The 22,944-nt window shown below is 35.6% G+C and carries 20 protein-coding genes and 2 tRNA genes; 14 read left to right on the forward strand and 8 right to left on the reverse strand.

Going from position 1 to position 22,944, the window contains the following annotated elements; translation table 11 throughout:
• The first annotated feature begins 35 nt into the window (after positions 1 to 35).
• Positions 36 to 2,540: a fibrinogen-binding adhesin SdrG C-terminal domain-containing protein gene (locus GJE18_RS03090; protein ID WP_060550700.1), complete on the forward strand. Its 2,505-nt coding sequence runs from the start codon at positions 36 to 38 to the stop codon at positions 2,538 to 2,540.
• Between the two features lie 137 nt (positions 2,541 to 2,677).
• Here GJE18_RS03090 and GJE18_RS03095 read toward each other — a convergent pair whose 3' ends face one another.
• Complete coding sequence (locus tag GJE18_RS03095) at positions 2,678 to 3,280, reverse strand: CPBP family glutamic-type intramembrane protease (RefSeq protein WP_037566249.1); 603 nt, start codon at positions 3,278 to 3,280, stop codon at positions 2,678 to 2,680.
• A gap of 6 nt (positions 3,281 to 3,286) precedes the next feature.
• Positions 3,287 to 3,472 carry a YkvS family protein gene (locus tag GJE18_RS03100; protein WP_037565940.1) on the reverse strand — a complete coding sequence of 62 codons (186 nt, stop codon included), beginning with the start codon at positions 3,470 to 3,472 and terminating at the stop codon, positions 3,287 to 3,289.
• 175 nt (positions 3,473 to 3,647) lie between these two features.
• Between GJE18_RS03100 and GJE18_RS03105 the strand changes: the two genes are divergently transcribed.
• Positions 3,648 to 4,640 (forward strand): lipoate--protein ligase, encoded by a 993-nt coding sequence (locus GJE18_RS03105; RefSeq protein WP_060550702.1) that lies wholly within the window; start codon positions 3,648 to 3,650, stop codon positions 4,638 to 4,640.
• A gap of 55 nt (positions 4,641 to 4,695) precedes the next feature.
• On the opposite strand, the gene GJE18_RS03110 is transcribed toward GJE18_RS03105, so the two are convergent.
• Positions 4,696 to 4,923 carry an IDEAL domain-containing protein gene (locus GJE18_RS03110; RefSeq protein WP_037565942.1) on the reverse strand — a complete coding sequence of 76 codons (228 nt, stop codon included), beginning with the start codon at positions 4,921 to 4,923 and terminating at the stop codon, positions 4,696 to 4,698.
• Between the two features lie 226 nt (positions 4,924 to 5,149).
• Here GJE18_RS03110 and GJE18_RS03115 point away from each other — a divergent pair, with 226 nt between their 5' ends.
• The 8 genes from GJE18_RS03115 to GJE18_RS03150 all read left to right on the forward strand — a co-directional run bounded on the left by GJE18_RS03115 (position 5,150) and on the right by GJE18_RS03150 (position 10,016).
• Positions 5,150 to 5,788: a competence protein ComK gene (locus GJE18_RS03115; RefSeq protein WP_060550703.1), complete on the forward strand. Its 639-nt coding sequence runs from the start codon at positions 5,150 to 5,152 to the stop codon at positions 5,786 to 5,788.
• 373 nt (positions 5,789 to 6,161) lie between these two features.
• The gene (locus GJE18_RS03120; RefSeq protein ID WP_060552462.1) at positions 6,162 to 6,611 is read left to right on the forward strand and encodes a GNAT family N-acetyltransferase; all 450 of its coding nucleotides are present in this window, start codon (positions 6,162 to 6,164) and stop codon (positions 6,609 to 6,611) included.
• Positions 6,612 to 7,043: 432 nt separating this feature from the next.
• Positions 7,044 to 7,454, forward strand: a complete 411-nt coding sequence (locus GJE18_RS03125; protein WP_103345470.1) for a YolD-like family protein — start codon at positions 7,044 to 7,046, stop codon at positions 7,452 to 7,454.
• A gap of 153 nt (positions 7,455 to 7,607) precedes the next feature.
• Positions 7,608 to 7,682, forward strand: a tRNA-Asn gene (locus tag GJE18_RS03130).
• Between the two features lie 3 nt (positions 7,683 to 7,685).
• Positions 7,686 to 7,774 (forward strand) — tRNA-Ser (locus tag GJE18_RS03135).
• A gap of 252 nt (positions 7,775 to 8,026) precedes the next feature.
• Positions 8,027 to 8,584 carry a GNAT family N-acetyltransferase gene (locus tag GJE18_RS03140; protein WP_165886080.1) on the forward strand — a complete coding sequence of 186 codons (558 nt, stop codon included), beginning with the start codon at positions 8,027 to 8,029 and terminating at the stop codon, positions 8,582 to 8,584.
• 11 nt (positions 8,585 to 8,595) lie between these two features.
• Positions 8,596 to 9,243, forward strand: a complete 648-nt coding sequence (locus tag GJE18_RS03145) for an ABC transporter ATP-binding protein (RefSeq protein WP_037565949.1) — start codon at positions 8,596 to 8,598, stop codon at positions 9,241 to 9,243.
• Positions 9,240 to 10,016 (forward strand): ABC transporter permease, encoded by a 777-nt coding sequence (locus tag GJE18_RS03150; protein WP_060550764.1) that lies wholly within the window; start codon positions 9,240 to 9,242, stop codon positions 10,014 to 10,016. The genes GJE18_RS03145 and GJE18_RS03150 overlap by 4 nt, the downstream gene beginning before the upstream one ends.
• Positions 10,017 to 10,043: 27 nt before the next feature.
• On the opposite strand, the gene GJE18_RS03155 is transcribed toward GJE18_RS03150, so the two are convergent.
• The gene (locus tag GJE18_RS03155; RefSeq protein ID WP_060550765.1) at positions 10,044 to 10,982 is read right to left on the reverse strand and encodes a 1,4-dihydroxy-2-naphthoate polyprenyltransferase; all 939 of its coding nucleotides are present in this window, start codon (positions 10,980 to 10,982) and stop codon (positions 10,044 to 10,046) included.
• A 174-nt stretch (positions 10,983 to 11,156) separates the two neighbouring features.
• Here GJE18_RS03155 and GJE18_RS03160 point away from each other — a divergent pair, with 174 nt between their 5' ends.
• From GJE18_RS03160 to menB, 4 genes are read left to right on the forward strand one after another with little or no spacing between them, the layout of a single operon-like run.
• A complete protein-coding gene (locus GJE18_RS03160; RefSeq protein WP_107368599.1) occupies positions 11,157 to 12,509 on the forward strand; it encodes an isochorismate synthase in 1,353 nt (450 codons plus the stop codon).
• 1 nt (position 12,510) lies between these two features.
• On the forward strand, positions 12,511 to 14,184 hold the full coding sequence (gene menD, locus GJE18_RS03165; RefSeq protein ID WP_103345472.1) for a 2-succinyl-5-enolpyruvyl-6-hydroxy-3-cyclohexene-1-carboxylic-acid synthase: 1,674 nt from the start codon (positions 12,511 to 12,513) through the stop codon (positions 14,182 to 14,184).
• Positions 14,171 to 15,013 (forward strand): 2-succinyl-6-hydroxy-2,4-cyclohexadiene-1-carboxylate synthase, encoded by an 843-nt coding sequence (menH, locus tag GJE18_RS03170; RefSeq protein ID WP_107368600.1) that lies wholly within the window; start codon positions 14,171 to 14,173, stop codon positions 15,011 to 15,013. The genes menD and menH overlap by 14 nt, the downstream gene beginning before the upstream one ends.
• Positions 14,979 to 15,797 (forward strand): 1,4-dihydroxy-2-naphthoyl-CoA synthase, encoded by an 819-nt coding sequence (gene menB, locus GJE18_RS03175; protein WP_037565961.1) that lies wholly within the window; start codon positions 14,979 to 14,981, stop codon positions 15,795 to 15,797. The genes menH and menB overlap by 35 nt, the downstream gene beginning before the upstream one ends.
• Before the next feature lie 89 nt (positions 15,798 to 15,886).
• Here menB and GJE18_RS03180 read toward each other — a convergent pair whose 3' ends face one another.
• The 4 genes from GJE18_RS03180 to GJE18_RS03195 all read right to left on the reverse strand — a co-directional run bounded on the left by GJE18_RS03180 (position 15,887) and on the right by GJE18_RS03195 (position 22,861).
• Positions 15,887 to 17,053 (reverse strand): aminotransferase class I/II-fold pyridoxal phosphate-dependent enzyme, encoded by a 1,167-nt coding sequence (locus GJE18_RS03180; protein WP_060550769.1) that lies wholly within the window; start codon positions 17,051 to 17,053, stop codon positions 15,887 to 15,889.
• A gap of 71 nt (positions 17,054 to 17,124) precedes the next feature.
• On the reverse strand, positions 17,125 to 18,132 hold the full coding sequence (locus tag GJE18_RS03185; RefSeq protein WP_060550770.1) for an acyltransferase family protein: 1,008 nt from the start codon (positions 18,130 to 18,132) through the stop codon (positions 17,125 to 17,127).
• Between the two features lie 365 nt (positions 18,133 to 18,497).
• A complete protein-coding gene (locus GJE18_RS03190; RefSeq protein WP_107368601.1) occupies positions 18,498 to 22,235 on the reverse strand; it encodes an N-acetylmuramoyl-L-alanine amidase in 3,738 nt (1,245 codons plus the stop codon).
• 197 nt (positions 22,236 to 22,432) lie between these two features.
• A complete protein-coding gene (locus GJE18_RS03195) occupies positions 22,433 to 22,861 on the reverse strand; it encodes a GNAT family N-acetyltransferase (protein WP_082624715.1) in 429 nt (142 codons plus the stop codon).
• Between the last annotated feature and the right edge of the window lie 83 nt (positions 22,862 to 22,944).

Genomic DNA, 22,944 nt, shown 5'->3' on the forward strand with positions numbered 1-22,944 from the left:
TTAATCAAAAATATTAAAAGGTGGATTTGCAAATTATGAACAACAAACAAAGGTACAGCATTAGAAAATATCGCATCGGAGCTGCTTCAATCGCTTTAGGCACAATTGCAGTGATTGGGGTAACTGATCAATCTGAAGCACACGCATCAGAAACGAGTGGGAACCAGGCAATTGAAGTGTCTGATAAAAGTACAACTTCAGAGAGTGAGACGTTAGAAGGGACTAAAGCAGAGACAGGTTTACTTAAAAGTGAAACTCAAAACGAGTCGACAAAATTAGAAGCAAGCTATAATTCACATCAAACAAACAATGATGAAATTATAGAGCCGAGCGCAATCATTTCAAATGAAAATAAGCCAACTGAAGTAGCCGCACCAAGAACAGTGTCGCCAACACAGACAAGCACTGAAAATAAACAAGTGATTCAAGGACAAGATGTATCTAATAAAGTTACCGTTGAAGAAGGATCAATTAAAGGGCAAAAGGGTGCTACAACAATAAATCCTCACCAAGCTGAGAGAGTGACGCTTGATTATAAATTGAAATTTGATGATAGTATCAAACAAGGAGATTACTTTGATATTAAATTAAGTAATAATGTGGATACAATGGGTATTGGTACTAAGCGTTATATGCCGGATATTAAAGATAATACTTCGATTATTGCTACAGGGTATTTATTTAACGACAAAACAATTAGATATACGTTTTCTAATTATGTTACAAATAGAAGAGATATTAAAGCTCAATTATCTATTAATTTATATTTTAAGCCATCAGTAGTTCTAAACGTTGGAAATCAAACTGTATCAACTACTATAAATAACTCCAAAACCGAATCACAATTTAATGTGCAATATTTAAATGGTGTTGGAGATAATAATGGGATGCGTATAAATGGTAGAATAGATAGACTCGACAAAAATAATGGAACTATTAACCATATTGCCTACATTAATCCTGAAAAGAAAAATATGACTTCAGTATCTGTAACAGGTAGAATTACAGAAGGTAATTATAACGGCTATGAACGACCTAATATTAAAGTTTATAAATATAAAGGTCAATCAAATTTAGCTAAAAGTGTTTATGTAGACTTTAATAAGAATGATTTTGAAGATGTGACTCATACTATGAACCTAAATGTTTCAGATGGTTCATATAAATTAGACTTTGAACGACTTAATGGTGAAGCATATGTGATTCAGTATTATGGTAAATACGATGTTAATGCACCTAATTTAAATTTACAAACTCAATTATCAGGCTATTATTATAACAATAATTATAACCATTATTATTACTACCCAAGCACGCTAACTTGGAATAATGGTGTCCAATTCTACTCTAACAATGCGAGTGGTAGTGGTAAGGATAAACCTTCTGAGCCTATTATTCAAGCTGGTCAACCTATTGATTTAGATTATGTGACTCAAGAGACGATATCTGGAAATGGGGAATATGTATATACTGAAGAAACAGAAGATACGCGTCCTGTTGAAATTGTTGAAGATACACTTCATGGTTCAAATCATGCTACAGGTGTGATTGAATTTGAAGAAGATACGCATGCGGGAGTTGGTCAAACGAATCACACAAGTGATGTTATTGAATATGAAGAAGATACAGCGAAAGGTATCATGACGGGTGCTGTTTCAGACCATACAACATTAGAAGATACAATGGAATACATGACTGACAATCATTTAATTGAGTTCGAAGATAAAAATACGTTACCGCCTTCTATCTCTGGACATGCTGAAGGTGTAATTGAAGAAATTGAAGACAATCATCATATTGATATTGTAGAAATCACAACTCCTGAAGGTGAAACGGGTCATGTTGATGGCATCATTGACATTGTTGAAGATAATCATTTGATTGACTTTGAAGAAGACACAGGTAATGGTGAGATTAAAGGAGAAGTTAACGGAACTATTGAAGAAGTTGAAGACAGTAACGTTATTAATATTATAAGTGAGATTGGCACAGAAAATGGTTCAAACAATATGACATTTGAAGAAGATACTGATAATGATCGACCATCAATTGAAAACGGCTCACATGATCCTATCGAAATTATAGAAGATACAATTATGATAGAAAATGGTCAAACGAAAGGTGTCCTTGTAGAAGAAGAGGATACTCAGCCGCCTCATCCAAATGAACCAAAAGAGGAACAACCAGATATTCCGGAAACACCTGAGAATAACGTGCCTAAGAAAGATAATGAATTAAAACCATCGCCAAAAGTAAAAGAAGATTCGCCTAGAATGGAAGAAGAAAAAGAGAAATCACCAAAGACTGATGAAGTCGTACCAAAGGTTGTAAATGAAAAACCTAAATTTAAAGTGATGAGTACAATATCTAATAAAGTAAATAATAATGGAAAAGCGCATGTGAAACATGAAGAGAAGCATCATCTACATGAGGAACTGCCACGTACAGGAAGTGAATCTGGACAACAGCCAATCTTAGTCGCTGGATTAATGAGTCTAATTGGTTTCGTTTTATTGAAAAGAAGAAAAAGAGATATTTAAAAAATTGGGGCCGGAACGTGAGTTCCAGCCCCATTCTATTTAGAAAGTTTTAGTTACATTTTTATGCATACGCTTAGAAATGTAATAGGGGATGACGCAATGTGTAATCCATTGAATGTGGTTCATACCCAAAACTTTTACCCATGAAAAATGAGTAAAAGGACCACCGCTACAATCTGTGCTACTGTTGTTGTGACAATTCGACGTGTATAGGCATAACTGAAACCTAAAATAAGTTGGCATATGAAGATAAAAAGAACAATCCACCAACGATCAAGGTAAATAAAGAATGAGCTAGATAATATTGCGCTAGTAACAATACCTATCCAAGGTCGTTGTGTTAATAAAGTAAGTTCTTTTTGTAAAATTGTACGCATGTATAATTCATGACATGGCATGACACATAGTAATGTTATCAACATTTGCCATTTGAAATAGACGCCTGTTCGAGACAGTTGCTTAATGAGTGATGTATAGCTGAGATCTGAGGTGATTAAAGCAATAATGACCTGAACAAGTACAAGCAGTACACCGGCTGCTAAACCAATTGCGATTGACGTGAGTAATCGTTTGGAAGCAATATCACGTTGGTAAAAGACGTAGCTAATACCTGCGATAAGCATAATGCCTGTATATAATTGCCAGTAAACATTATATTCTCCCCACATTATGAATAAAATAATGTGAAAACCAATAAAACTTAATATAAACCAAAGTAGCGGTTTGTTTAATTTTTTCATCATAGATTAACCTTCTTGTTCAACAATCTTATATCTTTTATGATTAATGACTGTTTTTTCTGGCAAGTCAAGAGAAGCAAAATTCTCCATTATTGTTAAATCTACTATAACAGAGTTGTCATTGATTTTCTCAACTTTACCTCTAATACCATCGTAAAATTCTACGATGTCTCCAACTTCAGCAATCGTCATGTTTACGCCCCCTTAGAAATTTAACTAGCATATATTGTACTAAAATTTACAATTTAAATAAACAATTTGCGTTAATTTTAATGTTTTTGTCATCTCTAAGTGTAAACAGTAGCTTTTGAAGATGTATCGTGCGATATTTAAATTGTTCAACCTTATTTCAAAGGAGAGAGTTTAAATGAAATTCATTAGCAACAATAATATCACGGATCCTACAATGAATTTAGCAATGGAGGAGTACGTTTTAAATACAGTTCCAATGGATAATGAAGATAGTTATTTCTTATTTTATATTAATAGACCTTCTATCATTGTTGGAAAAAATCAAAATACCATTGAAGAAGTCAACCAACCTTATATCGATGCGCATCATATTGATGTTGTACGTCGTATTTCTGGTGGCGGTGCAGTGTATCATGACTTTGGTAATTTAAATTTTAGTTTTATTACGAAAGATGATGGTCAAAGTTTCCATAACTTTAAGAAATTCACGCAACCGATTGTCGATGTTTTAAATCAATTGGGTGTGGATGCGGCGTTAACGGGTCGTAATGACATACAAGTTGGACAAGCCAAAATATCAGGCAATGCGATGGTTAAAGTGAAAGACCGCATGTTTAGTCATGGCACGCTCATGCTTAACAGTGAATTGGATGAAGTACAAAACGCGTTACGTGTTAATCCAGCTAAAATTCAATCTAAAGGTGTGAAATCCGTGCGCAAGCGTGTGGCTAATATTCAAGAGTTTTTGGATCAACCTTTAGATATTGAAGACTTTAAGCAAATTATTTTAAAACAACTTTTTGGTGAAAATGAAGTAGAAGCATATGTATTAACAGATGAAGACTGGGACAATATTGAAAAGTTGAGTCATGAAAAATACCGCACTTGGGAATGGAATTATGGTAAAAACCCTAAATACAATTTTGAAAGAGAACATAAATTTGAAAAAGGTTTTATTCAAATTAAATTGGACGTTAAAAAAGGACGCATTGAACATGCGAAAATATTCGGTGATTTCTTTGGAGAAGGCAACGTAACCGAACTTGAACATGCTTTGGAAGGCGTGTTACATCTAAAAGAATCAATAAAAGAAGCACTCGTTGATTATGACTTTTATTATTACTTCGGTGATATTTCAAAAGAAGAAATTATTGATTTAATGGTATAAAAATAACAGGTCGCTCATTGTATCCATGCAATGTTTCGACCTGTTTTAATGATGATTATGAAATGATTTCAACTTCAAGCTCCTCCAATTTTAAATATTCAGCAGTATACTTGTTGAAGTTAGCTTCGTTTTTATTTTGTAGCGCTTCATCAATTAAATGTTTGAGTTGTTGCTTACGCTGATTTTTTAGCGCGTCTTCAATTACTAATTCTACACCAAGCTGATGAATCATATGCATTGCGTTAGTATTATTATACGTTTTCGTATCAAGTTGATGTTTCATAGCATATCACTCCTTGTATGTTGTTTAAATAGTTATTTATCAGTATAACGAAACATGAATACAAATGCAATGAATATTCTGAATTTTTAAAAGTTTTAAAGGTGGTGTTTTGAGGTGCTTAAAATTAAATTTAATAAAACATCAAATTTAGATTGACATTTAGTTTGGTTTGTATATAATAGGTGGTACATAGAGAAATAAAATAAATCTAAAAAGGGGGAACCGAATGAAAAATTCAGTTAACCAAAACAATTATATTATTATGAAAGGAGACATGTTTTTACGTCCGACAGATGGCCCATATGGCATCAATCAAAGTACGGAAATTCTGAAGTACGATGAACCACCAATCATTGTTCACGAACCATTGATACAAATCATTGAAAACAGTTGTAAATGTTATGGTGAAACGTATCAATCTAGAAAAGCACAAACGCGTCGCATTTCGAACCTCAAAAGTAAACTTCCAATTAATATCACTCCGATATTTCCTTCATTTTATTTTCCATCACATTCCGATCGCGCTACTGAAAACAGCTGGATGAATATGCATTTTGTTGAACGAATTAAAAAATTAAAAGGTGCTAAAGTAAAAATTACTTTTGTAAATGGTCAATCTGTCATTTTAAATGTTTCAGAACACACTATCTCTACGCAGTATCGCAACTGTATTACTTTTTCGTATCTCTTAGACCGTAAAGCGAAAGCACTCACGACGAATCCCGAAAAACCTATCGATTATAATAAAGACAATTTCAATATTTATGAAGCACTTTCGAGATATGCTATTTTAGAAAAACAACGTACTAACTATCAACCTGGCCCTGATGCCTCAAAACCATTTCCAAATCTTCCTGAAGTATAGATCCTTCAAAGTAATATCTTTTTAAATTATCCCAATGTTTATATGATATATCGACTCTTGCACATAACGTGAAATATAAAGGGTATAGTTGAATAACTATTGATTTTAAGGAGGCCCATGATGAGTCGTAACTTTAAAGTTTTCTTTACAACATATTTTCTAATTAATATTTTATTAAAATCCTTAGGTAATTTTTGTAAATGCTCAAATGATAGGATTGAATATGTTGACGCAAATGAAAGTGCGCAATGTAATGGTATTCCGAATGTAATTTAAAATGGATTCATATTTTGATGTATTAACACTTATACTTCTATTAAGTATGCTACTGTAGAAGTATAAGTGTATTTTTATGTTAAAGGGTGTGACCGTCATGTTTGTAGTTATGGATACAATCGAAGAAGCTCCAATGGATTTATTATTACTCGCGGATCCTTCTTATCAGAGAGTAAAGGCGTACTTAAATTCAGGTATATGTGTGGCATACAAAGAAGATGATGGTATTGTAGGAAGTTACATTTTAGTGGCGCTTGATACTGAACGTATCGAATTAGTTAACATTGCTGTTAAAGATTCAAAACAAGGTGTAGGTATTGGGAAAAAGTTACTTAATCATGCAATAGCTTTTGCAACTGAAAACCATTTTAAAGAAATGATTGTCGGTACTGGTAATTCAAGTATCAATCAAATTGCTTTTTATCAAAAAGCAGGTTTTAGATTAGTAGATGTGTTATTTGATTTCTTTAGTCAAGATAATGAAGCACCTATTTATGAAAATGGCATTTGGTGCAGAGATATGTTGCGTTTTAAAAGGCAATTATAGTGTGTTAACTCAAAATAGAAGTGGAATATATTATTATTGTAGTGTAAAATAATGTATAACACTATTAAATATTAGTCGTTTGACTAATTATAACAAAGATCGTCTTACTATTATTCTGAATATTGTCTAATCATTTTGAGATAGGTATTTTATAACCTCAATGGTTTGTGTGGTATTCAAAAGTGAGTTAAGGGATGGGGGGAGTGTCTTTTGAATAAAAAATTGAAACAGCAACTGTCATTTCTATTAACAGTAGGTGTTTTCGTGATTGCTGCGCTATTGTTTATTATGACGATTATGGGTATTTAATCCGATATTCAACGGTTTGAGCTCTTTTCTTAAGCCGTTTTTTAATTGGTCAAACGTTGAATCTTTAAAAAATCACTTCACAAACACGAACGTATGTTCTATAATGAGTGCGAGGTGATGAATATGTTGGACCGTACACTTCCCCCTAAGTATCAAACAGAAACGGATTATCGGAAAATACCACGTCAATATTTAAATGCACGCATACCGATGGGACGCGGTATTGTTAAATGGGCGCCTTTTGCGACGCTTCCAGAACAGTTCGAAAGAATTAAACAGTTTGAAGCGAATCAACTCAAAATTGACCGTCCTGACTTGAGTGAAGACCAAATCATCGAAATCAATCATATGTTGCATTTTAAAATTTCTAAAAATGAAAGTGCTAAAATCAGTTATTGGCGTTCGGGCTATATTCATACGATAGAGGGATATATTACTTCAATCAATACATTGAATAATGAACTTACAATTGCTAATAAACGCCAAACAGACCGGTTAACGATAGGTTTAAATGAACTTTATGCATTGGAATAGGGAAATAGTGCGATTACATTGTGCAAAACGTAAAGTTGGCGGAATTTCAGCTCCTATAGTGTAAATATTCCGTTAACTTTTTTAATTTTAGCTCTTGATTTCTTCAACCGAATTGATATAATAGTATCTGTGCTTACAAAAAAATAATATGAATCCACAGTAGCTCAGTGGTAGAGCTATCGGCTGTTAACCGATCGGTCGTAGGTTCGAGTCCTACCTGTGGAGCCATTAGGAAACGTACTCAAGTTGGCTGAAGAGGCGCCCCTGCTAAGGGTGTAGGTCGCGAGAGCGGCGCGAGGGTTCGAATCCCTCCGTTTCCGTTTAAAGAACATTGCAATCGCAATGTTCTTTTTTTATACATTAAACGTCGTTGTATTAGTCTGTTATAAAGGGATTTTAATAAATTTAGATACCTTTCTTATAATTGTTTTTGCAAGCTGAACGTCCCCGAAAACGTGGTGTTACTTCTTTTAATGTTCATGTTTATATTTATTTTACTCTATACCTACAGATGTGCATTTATTCCATAAAATGATATATTCCTCTAAAATAAAGTTAAAAGGGGGAATTGTATGATACGAACAGCTACCATAAATGATGCCACAGCCATTGCAGAACTAACATATATGATTTGGAAAGATATGGAACTTGAAATAGTTGAAAACTATGATAAGTCTGAAGTAATTAAAGTAATCGAAGAAAGTGTCGCTTCTGAATCATATCGAAATAGTTATCATCGTATTGATGTTTATGATGTTGAAGGGCAAGTAGCGGGTATGATCGTTACGTATGATGGAGATAAAGAGTTATATTACGAAGAAAGTTGGAGCACGATAAAGCGTGCCAAAAGTCTACCTTTATCGACTAAAACCCCTTTACCTGTTAAAGAGGCAGAAGATACGGATAGATATATTGAATCTATCGCGACATTTCCACAATACAGAGGGCGTGGTATTGCGAAAGCATTGATGATACATGTTTTTGAAAAATATAGAGGTCAAACCTTTAGCTTGAATTGTGATCGTGACAATGTACGTGCGAAAAAATTATATGAAAATATGGGTTTCAAACCACATATTGAAAAAACGTTATATGGCCATGTATATGATTATATGATATATACAGAATAAGGAGGGGTGCTATGCTTGATTTAAATAATGTAAGCTATCATGTAGATGATCAACGCATATTAAATCAAATTAATCTTAACGTTAAACAGGGCGAAGCAATTGCAGTTGTAGGGGCATCAGGCAGTGGGAAAAGTACATTATTACGTGTCATTGCTGATTTAATATCGCCAACAGAAGGAGATATTTTATTTCAAGGGCACTCATACCAGGACTATGAGCCTGAAATATTAAGACAGCGTGTTAGTTATTTACCACAACGATTAGAGCTATTTGGTGAAACGATATATGATAATCTTGCTTTTCCATCATTGGCGCGTCAAGAGACATTTGACAAGGCGCGTGCGAAGGCGTTATTAGAGGCTGTTGGACTTAAAAAGTATAAATTGAATGCGCGAGTACAGCACATGTCAGGTGGGGAACAACAACGTGTGACTATCGCGCGACAATTAATGTATCGACCGGAGTTGTTATTATTAGATGAAGCGACCAGCGCATTAGATGATAAGAACAGTCAATCCATTGAAAAATTAATTTTTGAAATGGTTGAAGCAGGTACAGCAGTGTTATGGATTACTCATAATACGGCGCAAAGTCATCGCCATTTTCAGCGTATTATTACAATACATAACGGTGAACTTGTGAAGGAGGAGGCGATATGACCACAACATCTTTGCTTTTAACTTCACTATTATTGTTGATTCCGATTATTATTTCTTATAAAGAAAAACTACGTATCGCAAAAGATTTAATTATCGCAGCTGTAAGAGCAGTCATTCAATTAGTTTTGATTGGTTATTTGCTTGAATTTGTATTTAAAGTAGAAGATACATGGATTGTACTAGCACTTATTCTTGTGATTATGATTAATGCAGCAGCAAACACTAAAAAGCGTGCATCTACCATTATGCATCATGTCTTTTGGGTTTCATTTGTAGCGATTATGACTGGAGCCGTTTTATCTTTAGGTGGGGTTTTACTGACAGGTGCGATAGATTTTACACCTAACGAAATCATACCTGTCGCAGGGATGGTAGGCAGTAATGGGATGATTGCGATAAATTTAAGTTACCAAAATCTTAACCGTATTTTTACTAAAGAAACGGAATCAATTGAAGCTAAGTTATCATTAGGTGCAGCGCCCTCACTTGCGGCTAAAGAAGCGATACGCGAAAGTATTAAAGTGGCCATTGTGCCAACGATTGACTCGGTAAAAACGTATGGGCTGGTGTCCATACCAGGGATGATGACAGGATTAATTATTGCAGGTGTTCCGCCATTACAAGCGATTAAATTTCAACTTATGGTTGTATTTATTCATACGACGGCAACGATTATTTCAGCACTCGTAGCCACATATTTGAGCTATCGTCAATTTTTCAATTATCGTCATCAACTCATACAAATTAAAAAAGACAAAACAGAACCCACTTAACAGCATAAGCGTTAAGTGGGTTTTCATTTAAATATTGCCTAATAGAGCGCTAATATAAATGCCTAATGCGTAAAGTAAGCCGAAAAATGTGTTGGTTTTTCCAGCTGCAATCATCGCTGGCATCATTGTCTCAGGTGTATCATTCTTTTTAAAACGGCGATACACCTTTATAGGCCATGGGAAACTTAATAAGATAAGTAAAAAGAAAATAGAACCGCCTGGAACGAAAAAGACAGTGTAGATAACCCATACATAGGCAAGTACATACATTGCCGCTAAAACAAGTAATGACAAACGTTTACCAAGAAGAATTGGTAATGTACGACGTCCACTGCGTTTATCTTTAACGCGGTCACGAATATTATTTGCCATATTAATTAAGCCGATGGTAATCACAATCGGAATACTCATCCAAACCACGGTACTATTAACATGTCCTGCCTGAATAAAAAAGGCAATTAAAATGATGAACATTCCCATAAAAACACCAGAAAATACTTCACCAAACGGTGTCCAAGAAATTGGGAACGGGCCGCCTGTGTATAAATAGCCAATGGCCATACACAATAAGCCTATAGGGATGAGCCAAAATGACGTTTGTGCTGCGATAAATAACCCTAAAATCGTAGCAACTACATAAAATGCGATGGCCAAATTGAACACGGATTTAGGTGTCATCCCATGACGTACAATGGCACCACCAATTCCCACTGATTCATGATCATCAAGGCCTTTTTTGTAATCGTAGTACTCGTTAAACATATTCGTCGCTGCTTGAATTAAAAGGCAAGCGAGCAACATTGCGATAAACAAGCCCATATTGATATGATCTTCACTACCAAGTTGGAAAATTTTTGCAATCGCTGTACCCACTAAAACTGGTACGATAGCAGCAGTTAACGTGTGAGGTCGCATTAATTGCCAATACTTATGAAAGGTTGAATGTTGCTGAAATTGATTCACCATATAGATCAAAACCTCGATTATTTATATTATTAATACAAAAACAGTATAGAAAAGTTTAGAAATGAAATCAATAACAAACTCTATGATTTAAGCAATGTCTCTCACATTTACTATTAAAAAATGTTAAAATGAATGTTAATGGGATTATGATTATGAGAAAGAAGTGAGAGACAGATGACTGTTGACGTTGGTGAGCAAGAAATCATTGACGCAATATCGAGCACATCTAAAACTTGGGTCTCCATAGAGGTGCGTTTACCGCGTACATTGGATCCAGTGACATTATTTAGAAAAACTAATCAAGAAGCGGGTAACCGCTTTTATTTTCGGCTTAATGATAATGAAACAGCTTTTTTTGGATGTCGCATTGCGAAGGAATTTAAAAATAACCATAAAAACAAACGATCTATGTTTAAAGATTGGGATCGTTTTAAAGAAGATATTGCACTAATACATCCATCCACGACGAAACATCATTTGCGTATATATGGCGGATTTCAATTTTCTACACAACGTACGAGTGTGGAATGGCGACAATTTGACATGAATCATTTTATTTTACCTGAAATATTAATATCTTATATTGATGGTGACACGTATTTCACATATACAAAACGTAGATCAGATTTTTCATTTGAAGAATTTAAAGCGATTTATACGTGTTTGAGTCAATTTGATTCAACCGCTTACACATCTGATGAAGCGGATTTGTACGTATGTACTCAACGGGATCTGGACATTGATGCGTGGGAACACTTGGTTGATCAAACGATTCAAAACTTAAAGTCTGATGAAAAGGTTGTATTATCGCGACGTCGAGAAATTAAATTTAATACAACCATCGACATTGCTTCTGTATTAGAACGGGCTTTGAAAAATGAAAAGAATAGTTATTTATTTTTAATAGAGTCAGGCGATGATTGTTTTATTTCTCAAACGCCTGAACAACTGTTTAAAGTTCAAGATAATATGCTTTCAACTAAAGCTGTGGCAGGAACAATTAAAAGAACGCAACACGCAGAGCAAGATCAAGCACAAGTTAAAGCTTTCTTACAGGATACTAAAAATTTAGGTGAGCATCACATTGTTGTCGAAAGTATTCTGGAAGATATTAAGCCTTTTGTTAAAGACGTACACTATCATAAGACGCCAAGCATTCTTAAAAATGATCATTTATATCATTTGTACACTGAAATTGGTGGGCATTTGGTGACGCCTAATTATATTGAACTGATTGATGTTATGCATCCAACGCCTGCATTAGGGGGCTATCCAAAAGCGCAAGCGGTGCAATATATTGATACTCATGAATTCAATGCAAGAGGGTTGTATGGGGCACCAGTAGGCATGATAGATATGTATGATGATAGTGAATTTATCGTTGCTATACGCTCAATGTTAATTAATAACGATACGGCACTTCTTTTTGCAGGTGCGGGTATCGTGAAAGATTCAAATGCGAAAGCAGAAGTAGCAGAAACTGCTTTAAAATTCAGTCCTATGATGGACGCTTTAGGAGTGAGCTAAGTTGACGCATGCACAACAACATTTAACTGAACAAGTGTTTCATTTTATATCAGAACTTTACGCCTATGGTGTGAGAGAAGTGGTCATTAGTCCAGGCTCACGTTCTACACCGCTTGCGATTGCTTGTGAATGTCATCCAGAAATTAAAACATGGGTGCATCCAGATGAACGCAGTGCCGCGTTCTTTGCGTTAGGTTTAATTAAAGGAAGCAATCGTCCAGTCGCGATAGTGTGTACATCAGGTACAGCTGCCGCAAACTATGTGCCAGCTGTAGCAGAAAGTCATATTAGTCGATTACCACTTGTCGTATTAACAAGTGATCGCCCACATGAATTGCGAGATGTAGGTGCGCCTCAAGCAATCAATCAAGTGAATATGTTTGAGAATTATGTGCGTTTTCAATTTGATATGCCTCTTGCAGATGGCTCGCAACTAACATTAGAAGCGAACCGTTATCAACTGCAAAAAGCAAGTCAATATTTTGTGGGGCCACATCAAGGACCAGTACATTTTAATTTACCGTTTCGTGAACCGTTAACACCGGATTGGTCGCGAACTGATTTATTAACGGCATATACGTATACATTACCGAAGTATCAAAAAACGATAGACCCTTCACCAATTGCCAATACGCTTAAACAAGTGAAAGGGCTGATTGTAGTAGGGGATATGCAACATCAAGATGTATCACAATTATTAACGTTTGCCACAGAGTATGATTTACCAATATTAGCGGATCCTTTAAATCCGATTCGCCGTACACAGCATCCTAATGTCATTGCAACGTATGATTTATTATTGCGTGCTGGACTCGAAATGGATGCCGATTTCGTCATTAGAGTCGGTAAACCAGTGGTTTCTAAAAAATTAAATCAGTGGCTAAAACAAACGCCTGCAACGCAAATTTTAATTCAAAATAGTAAAGATATAGATGCATTTCCTAAAATGCCTGACTATTTTTACGAAATGTCCGCCAATGATTTCTTTAGATCACTCGACATTTTAGATAGTACATATCGTAAAGTTTGGTTGAGGCATTGGCAAAAAATGGAGTTACAAGCGAGAGAAACCATCACATATCATCAAAAACAAGCGCATGATGAAGCTGGATTTATCTCAAAGTTACTTGATAAATTAGATGCTACAGATCACTTATTTGTAAGTAATAGTATGCCTATTCGAGATATAGACAATTTATATTATGGGCGTGACTTTAGTATTTATGCCAATCGAGGCGCTAATGGTATAGATGGTGTTGTGTCTACCGCGTTAGGTATGGCTGTACACAAGAAGGTAACATTGTTGATTGGCGACATCGCATTTTACCATGATATGAACGGTCTATTGATGTCTAAGTTAAATGATATTCATATGAATATTATTTTAGTGAATAATGATGGTGGTGGTATCTTTTCATATTTACCTCAAAAATCATCTGCAGCACCACATTTTGAACGGTTGTTTGGTACACCGACAGGTCTTGATTTTGAACATGTGGCAAACTTATATCAATTCGGTTATAAACGCTTCACAGATATTCAAACCTTTGACTATGCGCCACTAAATACGATGTCCGCAACGCTTTATGAGATTGTAACGGACCGTGACAGTAATTATGAGGCCCATCAAGCACTCTATGAACAGTTACGTGAGGTCGTCGATGTTACACTATAAAAATCATGATGCAAAGCAACCTTCAGATATCGTGCTCATATTATTACATGGTTTTATCAGTGATAGCAGTACATTTGATCATCATATCAAGCAGCTCTCAGAAACAATGAAAATGGTAACGATTGATTTACCTGGACATGGTCAAGACGATTCGAGCATGGATCAATCTTGGGATTTTGAGTGGATGGGTCATCAACTTCATAACGTTGTACAACGCTTCGCCGATAAACATGTGATATTACATGGGTATTCAATGGGCGCGCGGGTCGCACTTTATTATGCAATTCATCATGAGACGAGGCTTTCTGGATTGATTTTAGAAAGTGGTTCTCCAGGCATTCAAGATGAGGTGATGCGGACAGAACGAATACAAGTCGATCTAGCACGCGCGCGTGTACTTGAACTTGCACCATTAGAAACGTTCGTCAACGACTGGGAACGGTTGCCATTGTTTCAATCACAACGATTTTTATCAGATGTTGAACAACAACGCATAAGGAATATGAGATTACGTCAATCTCCATCTCGATTAGCGAAAGCTTTGCGGGATTATGGCACTGGAGTGATGCCGAATTTATGGAATGATTTAGCAAATCTCCAATTGCCAGTTCAACTCATTGTTGGAGAATGGGATGAAAAATTTGTAGAGATTGCCCATAATATGAAAGACGACCTTCCACATGCCAAACTTGAAGTTGTACCTCAAGTAGGGCATACAGTTCATGTGGAAGATGTTGCAAAATTTGATACAATAACACTAGCTTTTATAAAAGGTTTAATTGAGGAGGCCAACTATGGAAAGACAATGGGAGACACTAAAGGAATATAAAGAAATTAAATATGAATATTTTGAAGGTATCGCTAAAGTGACGATCAATCGTCCAGAGGTTCATAATGCTTTTACTCCAAATACTGTACATGAAATGATAGACGCATTTACACGTGCTCGTGACGATGAACGCGTGGGTGTCATTATCTTAACAGGTGAAGGTGACAAAGCATTTTGTTCTGGCGGCGATCAAAAAGTTCGTGGCCATGGTGGTTATGTAGGTGATGACCAAATTCCACGATTAAACGTACTGGACTTACAACGTTTAATTCGTGTAATTCCAAAACCTGTCATTGCGATGGTTAAAGGATATGCCATCGGTGGTGGAAATGTATTACAAGTTGTATGTGACTTAACTATTGCTGCTGACAACGCTAAGTTTGGTCAAACTGGTCCTAAAGTAGGATCATTTGATGCTGGCTATGGGTCTGGATATTTGGCTCGTATTGTTGGACATAAAAAAGCGCGTGAAATTTGGTATTTATGTCGCCAGTACGATGCGCAACAAGCTTTAGATATGGGTATGGCAAACACAGTTGTACCATTAGATAAAATTGAAGACGAAACAGTACAATGGTGTAAAGAAATTTTACAACATTCACCAACAGCATTACGTTTCTTAAAGGCTGCAATGAACGCGGACACTGACGGATTAGCTGGTTTACAACAATTTGCTGGTGATGCGACATTACTTTACTATACAACGGATGAGGCTAAAGAAGGTCGAGATGCGTTTAAAGAAAAACGTTCACCTGACTTTGATCAATTCCCAAAATTTCCATAAGTTAACGTAATTTGATTGAAAAAATATAATGTAATAATACATGTATTGTAAAACCCTCAAACTCGAATGTGTTTGAGGGTTTTTTGATGTTAATTTTGAGGATAATAGGTTTCTAAGTAGTGTTTCAGACGACGCATACCTTCTTTTAATGCATCCATATGATAGGCGTAAGAAATACGAATGTACCCTTTACCGTAGTCTGTAAAAGAAGATCCGGGCACCATGGCAACGCCTGCTTTTTCCAAAACATCGACACAGAAGTCATAATCGTTATCAGTGAAACGTGTGATTTTTGGGAAAATGTAAAATGCGCCTTGAGGTATGGCTTCTAATTCAAATCCCATATCGTTTAAAGCGCCTATTAAAAAATCACGGCGTTCGATGTAAGCGGCATTCATATGCTGTGGGGCATGTATACCTTCTGTCAGTGCTGCAATTGTTGCTACTTGTGATGGCACATTGGCACAAATACAGTTATACGCATGCATGAATGTTAATTGATTAATAATGTGCGTTGGTCCTGCTAAAAATCCCATACGTATCCCTGTTGCTGCATGTGATTTACTGAGCCCATTTATAAGTAACAATTGATTTTTAATGACATCAAATTGCGCAAATGATGTGTGATGTGTATTGAATGTATTTTCAGCATAAATTTCATCACTAATGACAAAAACATGATGTTTTTTTAGACAATCTGCTAATACTTTAACTTCATCATAGGTTAATGTCATTCCAGTTGGATTTGAAGGGTAGTTTAATAGTACGACTTTTGTTTGAGGTGTTATATGTGCCTCTATCAATTCGGGTGTGACTTTAAATTGCGTTTTACGTGTATCCATAAACACCGGTTGACCACCTAATGTTTGAATTAGTGGAATGTAACCAGCGTAAACAGGGCCAGGTAAAAGGACTTCATCGCCCGGATTTAAAATGCATCTTAAGCTTGTATCTAATGCTTCAGATGCACCGTTTGTCATTATAATAGATTCAGCATCGTAAGTAACATGAAATTGTTTTTTTAAATAATCTGATACGGCTTGACGTGTTTCAAGTAACCCTTTGTTGTGAGAGTATGTCGTTAAATTATTGGTTATAGCATCTACATAGGCTTTTTTAACTGGAGAGGGCATTTCAAAGTCTGGTTGACCGACTGTTAAATTTATCACATCTTTTAATTGATGTATGCGATTCGAAAATTGTCGAATGCTAGGAGCTTTTAAATATTGAGATTGGTTATTGAGTTCAAGTTTCATAACATCACATCCTAAAAAAAGAGAAGTTACACCAAAGCATACCATACTTTAGGTGACTTCTCTTTAATTCTTTAAGAATAAGGTTTAAATTGTGAAGGTTTTTCCAAATGTACAAACGGATTGGTCCATTTGGCTACAAAATCGGTTGACCATAACCAAACGATAAATAGGGAAAGGGTAAAGTTGTAAATAACTCCGGCTAATGGATGATCAATAAACGGAAATAAATTATGGCCTCGAATAATACCTATAAATAAGCCATGTAATAAATAAACGTACATTGTTCTAGAGCCGATATATGTCCACCTTTGTCGTTTTTCAGGGATTAAGTTTAAGAATGCAAACATGGTAGAGAAAATAATGACATATAATGTAAGGCGTTTAATTGGACTTAATAAGACGTTCCATCCGCTAGTTTTTGTATAAGGTGAACTACCTAGCAACCAAGATGAGTCAATCGGATGAATATAGTAAATGATGAAAAACGTTAAAAGCGTTAAAAAAGATAGCGGCGCCAATTTTTTCCATCGAATCAGTTTACTAAAATGATCTCCAAGAATATAGCCTATATAAAATATAGGGAAAAATACTAAAGTGCGAGACCAACTTAAATAACCGTCTATGTTAGTTGAAAAACCCGCTAATATAGCGATTAAAATAGCAATGGGTAATACATATATCCATTTGTAGTTTCTGACGATAACGATAATGACATTAAAAAAGAATAGCGTTAATAAAAACCATAATGCGAATACAGGGTCAAAAGGATCCAAATCAATGGAACTATTTTTTCCAGAAATAAAATAGTAAATTGAGAAAAAGGCAAAGAAAATAAGGTAAGGACCTAATAATTTTTTACCCACTTTTTCAATATAGCCTGCGCGGCCAACATTTTTTGAAAAATAGCCAGAAATAAATAGGAATGCTGGCATATGAAAACTATATATCGTTAAATACAATGCATTAATAGCTGAATGTGCATCTGTATAAGGTTGTATTAAATGTCCGAAAACAACCAAAAAAATAAGTAGTGCACGTGCATTATCAAAGAATGCATCACGTTTAATCGCATGTGCCATTGAGTTATACTCCTTTAACAATCGTTATTATAAATGTATTACAATCTTAGGGATGAATGCAATTGAAAGGGAAAGCTAACGCTATATTATACCCACTTTATTAATAAGAAAATAAAAATATAAATCATTTTTAGTAATCAGATAAAAGTATTTTTAAACTTTAATGCCATTACAATCATATTAATAGTCTTGATTGAGGTTACTGATGACTTCAGTTACTATTATCAACATTTTGAAATAGGGGCAATATCAGTGCTATTCGAAATATGGGATAGTAAAGATGACATTACGTTTAATCTATGAGGAAGGCATTATAAAAAGGGCCAGAACAATGTATGTCCTGACCCTTAAGCATTGATAGGCTGTTATTTTTTATAACGGTCTACATCGAAGTATTTACCAGCAGCACCAACTGCATCGTAGAATTGTTTCATACGCGCAGCATTATGATGTGCCCAATTAATATCTGTAGCATATTGGTGCGTACCTGGATTTTCAGGATTCCATCTCATGCGGTAAAGCGTATTTTGACCAATACCGATATAACGGTTTTTGATGAAGCTTGCACCGCCGACTATTGCTTTACTTACAGTGTTCCAACCGTAAGCTTCCGCAGTTTTAAAGCCACCGCGAATCGCATCTGTATCTACAGCACCGATACCAAACATATTGTAAAACTTACGTGTAGAATTTGTTACTACTTTATTGTTTGCATCAACATAGCCACCGTTAGCAAGGGTAGATGTACCATTACCCGTTTCAAGTAAAGCATGAGAGATGAGGTAAATTTCATTGATGTTATTTGCTTGAGCAGCTTGTTTGAATGCTTGACCTTGTCCAGCTAAGATGCCTTTACCTACTAACAGTTTGTTAAGTTGTGCAGCATCTAAACCTTGGTATTTATCCAATTTAAGGAATTGATATTTTTGAGTTGGGTCTTTTTCAATTGTTGATGGATTCATTGCGTTTGCTACTTCTGCACGCGTTGCATCCACCCATTGACCAGGCACTCTTTGGATTTGTGGTTTATATGAAAGATTAGACTGAATATCAACTGCTTGATTAAATGTATATGGTGAATTGATGTAACGTGTTAATTGTGAACGTAAGTCAGCTGATTTGATCCACGCACGTGTACCATCATTAAATTGACCATAATACCAAGTCACACCATTAACGAGTGCTGAACGTTGAACATTGAATAAACTTTCATAATAGCTTGATAAATATCCTTTAGCCTTAGCATCGCCAACATTTGTGAAGTATTGCCCGTTACGATTATAAACGACATAGTCGACTGGCTTCGTTAACGTCTTAATTTGTGTTGGCGTAGGTTTTGGTTGTGCAACTGCTTTTGCAGTTAATTCGTTTTTATTGATCCAACCCATTTTTTGATTAATGTTACCAAATAAATACGTGTCTTTACCAACAAGTACAGATTTAGTTGCATTAAATGTACGATTTGTTAATGCTTTAAGTGTATCAATGCGTTGTTTTGCAGTACCCCAAGGCATTGCATATAAACCTGTAGCATTCGTATTCACAACATATTGACCAGCAGCAGGCACTTCTTTACCTAATTGACGTGACAACACATCTTCTGTTTTGAACCAACCTAACGGTGTATTATTCGCATTTTGTAATAACACGAAATTTTGGTTGTTCGCTGAAGCTGTTTTAGTGATTTTGTATGTGCGATCAGCGTGACTTGAAGCGTCTTTACCAGTTTGGTCATAAATCGTAGCTCTAACACCTGAGTTAGTTGGTTTTAATTGACCAATCTGAGATACAGCTTGTACGATTTGTTGCGTTGCTTTCGGTAAAGATAGTACTTTTTGATTTACCCAACCAGAGATGTTATTCGCTGTACCGTAAATGTAAGTAGCATTCGCAATTTGTTTTTGTTGCGTTGCTTTAAATGCTTGTGCACCTGTACCTTTTACAGCGCCAGCTACTTGTACACTTGTACCCCAAGGCACACTATAGAGTGTTGTACCAGCTGGAATTGTAAAGTTTTTACTGATTTTAACGGCAGGTTGACTTGTACGGTAATCGACGTCTGATTGTTTCACCCAACCAATGTTAGTGCCATTATTGTAATCCGAAACAAGGTAGAACTGTTCACCATTTAGTGAAGCTTTTTTAGTTACATTCAATGTTTGGTTTGTTGCGGAAGTTTTCTTACCTGATGCATCATATACTGAAGCATACAGTCCATTATTTTTAGCGTTGATGCGGCCAACACCCGTGTCAGCAGTTACTTTTAATTGATTTGTATTTGATGGTACCGAAAGTACGCTTTGGTTTACCCAACCCGAAACGTTATTTGCTGTACCATAAATATAAATCGCATTGGCAATTTGTTTTTGTTGCGTTGCTTTAAATGCTTGAGCACCTGTACCTTTTACAGCACCAGCCACTTGAGCACTTGTACCCCAAGGCACACTATAGAGTGTTGTACCAGTAGGAATCGTAAAGTTTTTACTGATTTTAACAGCTGGTTGACTTGTACGGTAATCAACGTCCGTTTGCTTCACCCAACCTAAATGAGTACCTGTATTATAGTCAGAAACAAGGTAAAAATTATTACCATTTAATGAAGCTTTTTTAGTTACATTCAATGTTTGATTTGTTGCGGAAGTTTTCTTTCCAGCATTATCATATACCGTTGTGTATAAACCACTATTAGATGTGTTAATACGGCCGACACCAGTATCATTAGTTACTGATAATGGTGAAGACGGTTTAGTGTCCGGCGTTGACGGAGTAGAAGGTGTAGAACCACCTGGTGTGTATGCTGGTGAAGCTAATCCCATTTTAATCATATATTTTTCATTGATTAAATCATACAACTCATTATATGAATAGCCACGTGAAGCTAAATAGCCATGTGGGTCTGTATGGTCCGTTCCGCCTAAGAATCTTGATACTGCATCATGTGTCCATACAGTACCTTGACCATCATATTCAGCGCTATCTGGACGTAAATTATAATATTGAAGATTTGTAGCTGCGTAATCAGCAAAGTTATTCATTTGACGCGCAAATTTGTCATATCCATATACGTGAACAAGTTCAATATTGATAAAACGTTCATTCGCATAAGGACCTGCGCCCCAAGAAAGGTAATCAGTAGGTTGTGTTTCAATGATACGTTGATCATTAATGAAACCATGTACGAAAGCACTTTGGTAGTTGCGTTTCATATAACTGATTTCACCCTCAATTGTAGAATTAGGGTTCGCTGTGTCATGAACAACAATACCTTCAGGCTTACCTACACCATTGCGATAGCCATATTTAGGGAAATAACTTGAAAAATCTTCTTCATATTTTGGAACAGTGTAATTTTGTTTACGAATATAATCATTAATTTTTGATGCTACTTTTGGTTTATACGCAGCTGTCGCATTAGCACGCAACGCTGTAGTACCCGATGTCGCATTCGAATTTAATGATAGTGTCGCTGGACCGCCTTTACCACCAATTCTTGGAGGGGTAGGTCCGTTTGGATTGGCATTAATATCCGTAGTGTTTGTTTGAGCAGAATAAGTTTTTGGTTGTGCTGATAATGATTGTGATGTGTTCGTGTTGTTTTGAGATGATACTTGTGAAGACTGTGTGTGTTGCGTTTGCGCAGATGCTTGTGTAGATTGTGTCGTATTCGTTTGCGCAGTAGATTGTGTTGCAGTTGTACGATTAGCTTGTGCATAAGCTTCTGGTGAGACTTGCGCCTCGTTGTGTAATTGAATATGACTGTCTGATTTAGGTTGAGCAGTCGATGTTTGAGTTGATGCTTTTGTTGCTGTCGAATTTACTTGTTTGGATTGCGTTGGAGTAGTAGATGTTGTGCTGTTTGTTGAAACTTTAGTTGGGTCTTGATATGCTTTAGTGCCAGAAACAGTAGTTTGTTGAGACGTTGTAGCAGCTTTGGCTTTTTCAGCTTGTTGTAACGCTTTTTGACTGTCAATCACCTTGTTAGGTGTAGGTTGTGTTGGTTGCGTCGTATTTTCTGCTGCGTCAGCATGATGTGCTGAAATTGCTGTTCCTGCAATCGTCAGTGCAATAATAGAAGGTGTTTTATACCCAATTTTTTTTACCATTTCATTACCCCTTTTTATCTGTAAGATAGTATAAAGTTGATTGATATCATTATATAGTGTCCCAACTCACAAATGGTGTTTTTAATTGTATTGTAATTTAATTTTAATAATCGATTCACGAGATACATTAGATTCAAACATTTTTATATTTCATTTTTAGCGAATTATTGATGGAAATATTACAGGATTATTAATTTTTATGATTTAACTTGCTTTTTCATGAAATAATGAGGAATACCACCATCTAAAAATTGATCGCCATAAGCCTCATACCCTAAAGTCTCATAGAATGGAATGGCGTGTGTTTGCGCCCCTAATTTGAAATGCGTGTAGCCTTGATTTAACGCATGTTTTTCAAGAAATAACATAAGTTGTCTGCCTAATCCCAATCCGCGTGCTTCTTTTAAAACGGCAACCCTTTCTACTTTGACTATTGAATCGACAATGCGATATCTTGCAGTAGCTAGGGCTTTGCCATTGTCATCATATGCAATAAAATGCGTTGCAGTTTGTTCAAATTCATCTATCTCCTCCTCTTTAGGAACATTCTGCTCATCAACAAACACAGTCATTCGAATTGATAATACATCACGGTACTCCTTATCACTTTCCACTTTTTTTATCAATTAAATCACTCCTAGAGTATTTTTTCTTTACATTAAAATATTTATACAATGATTTCAATATACTAAAAAAGAGCTTGTAGCAT

The organism is Staphylococcus agnetis, from assembly GCF_011466855.1.
GTDB lineage: Bacteria > Bacillota > Bacilli > Staphylococcales > Staphylococcaceae > Staphylococcus > Staphylococcus agnetis.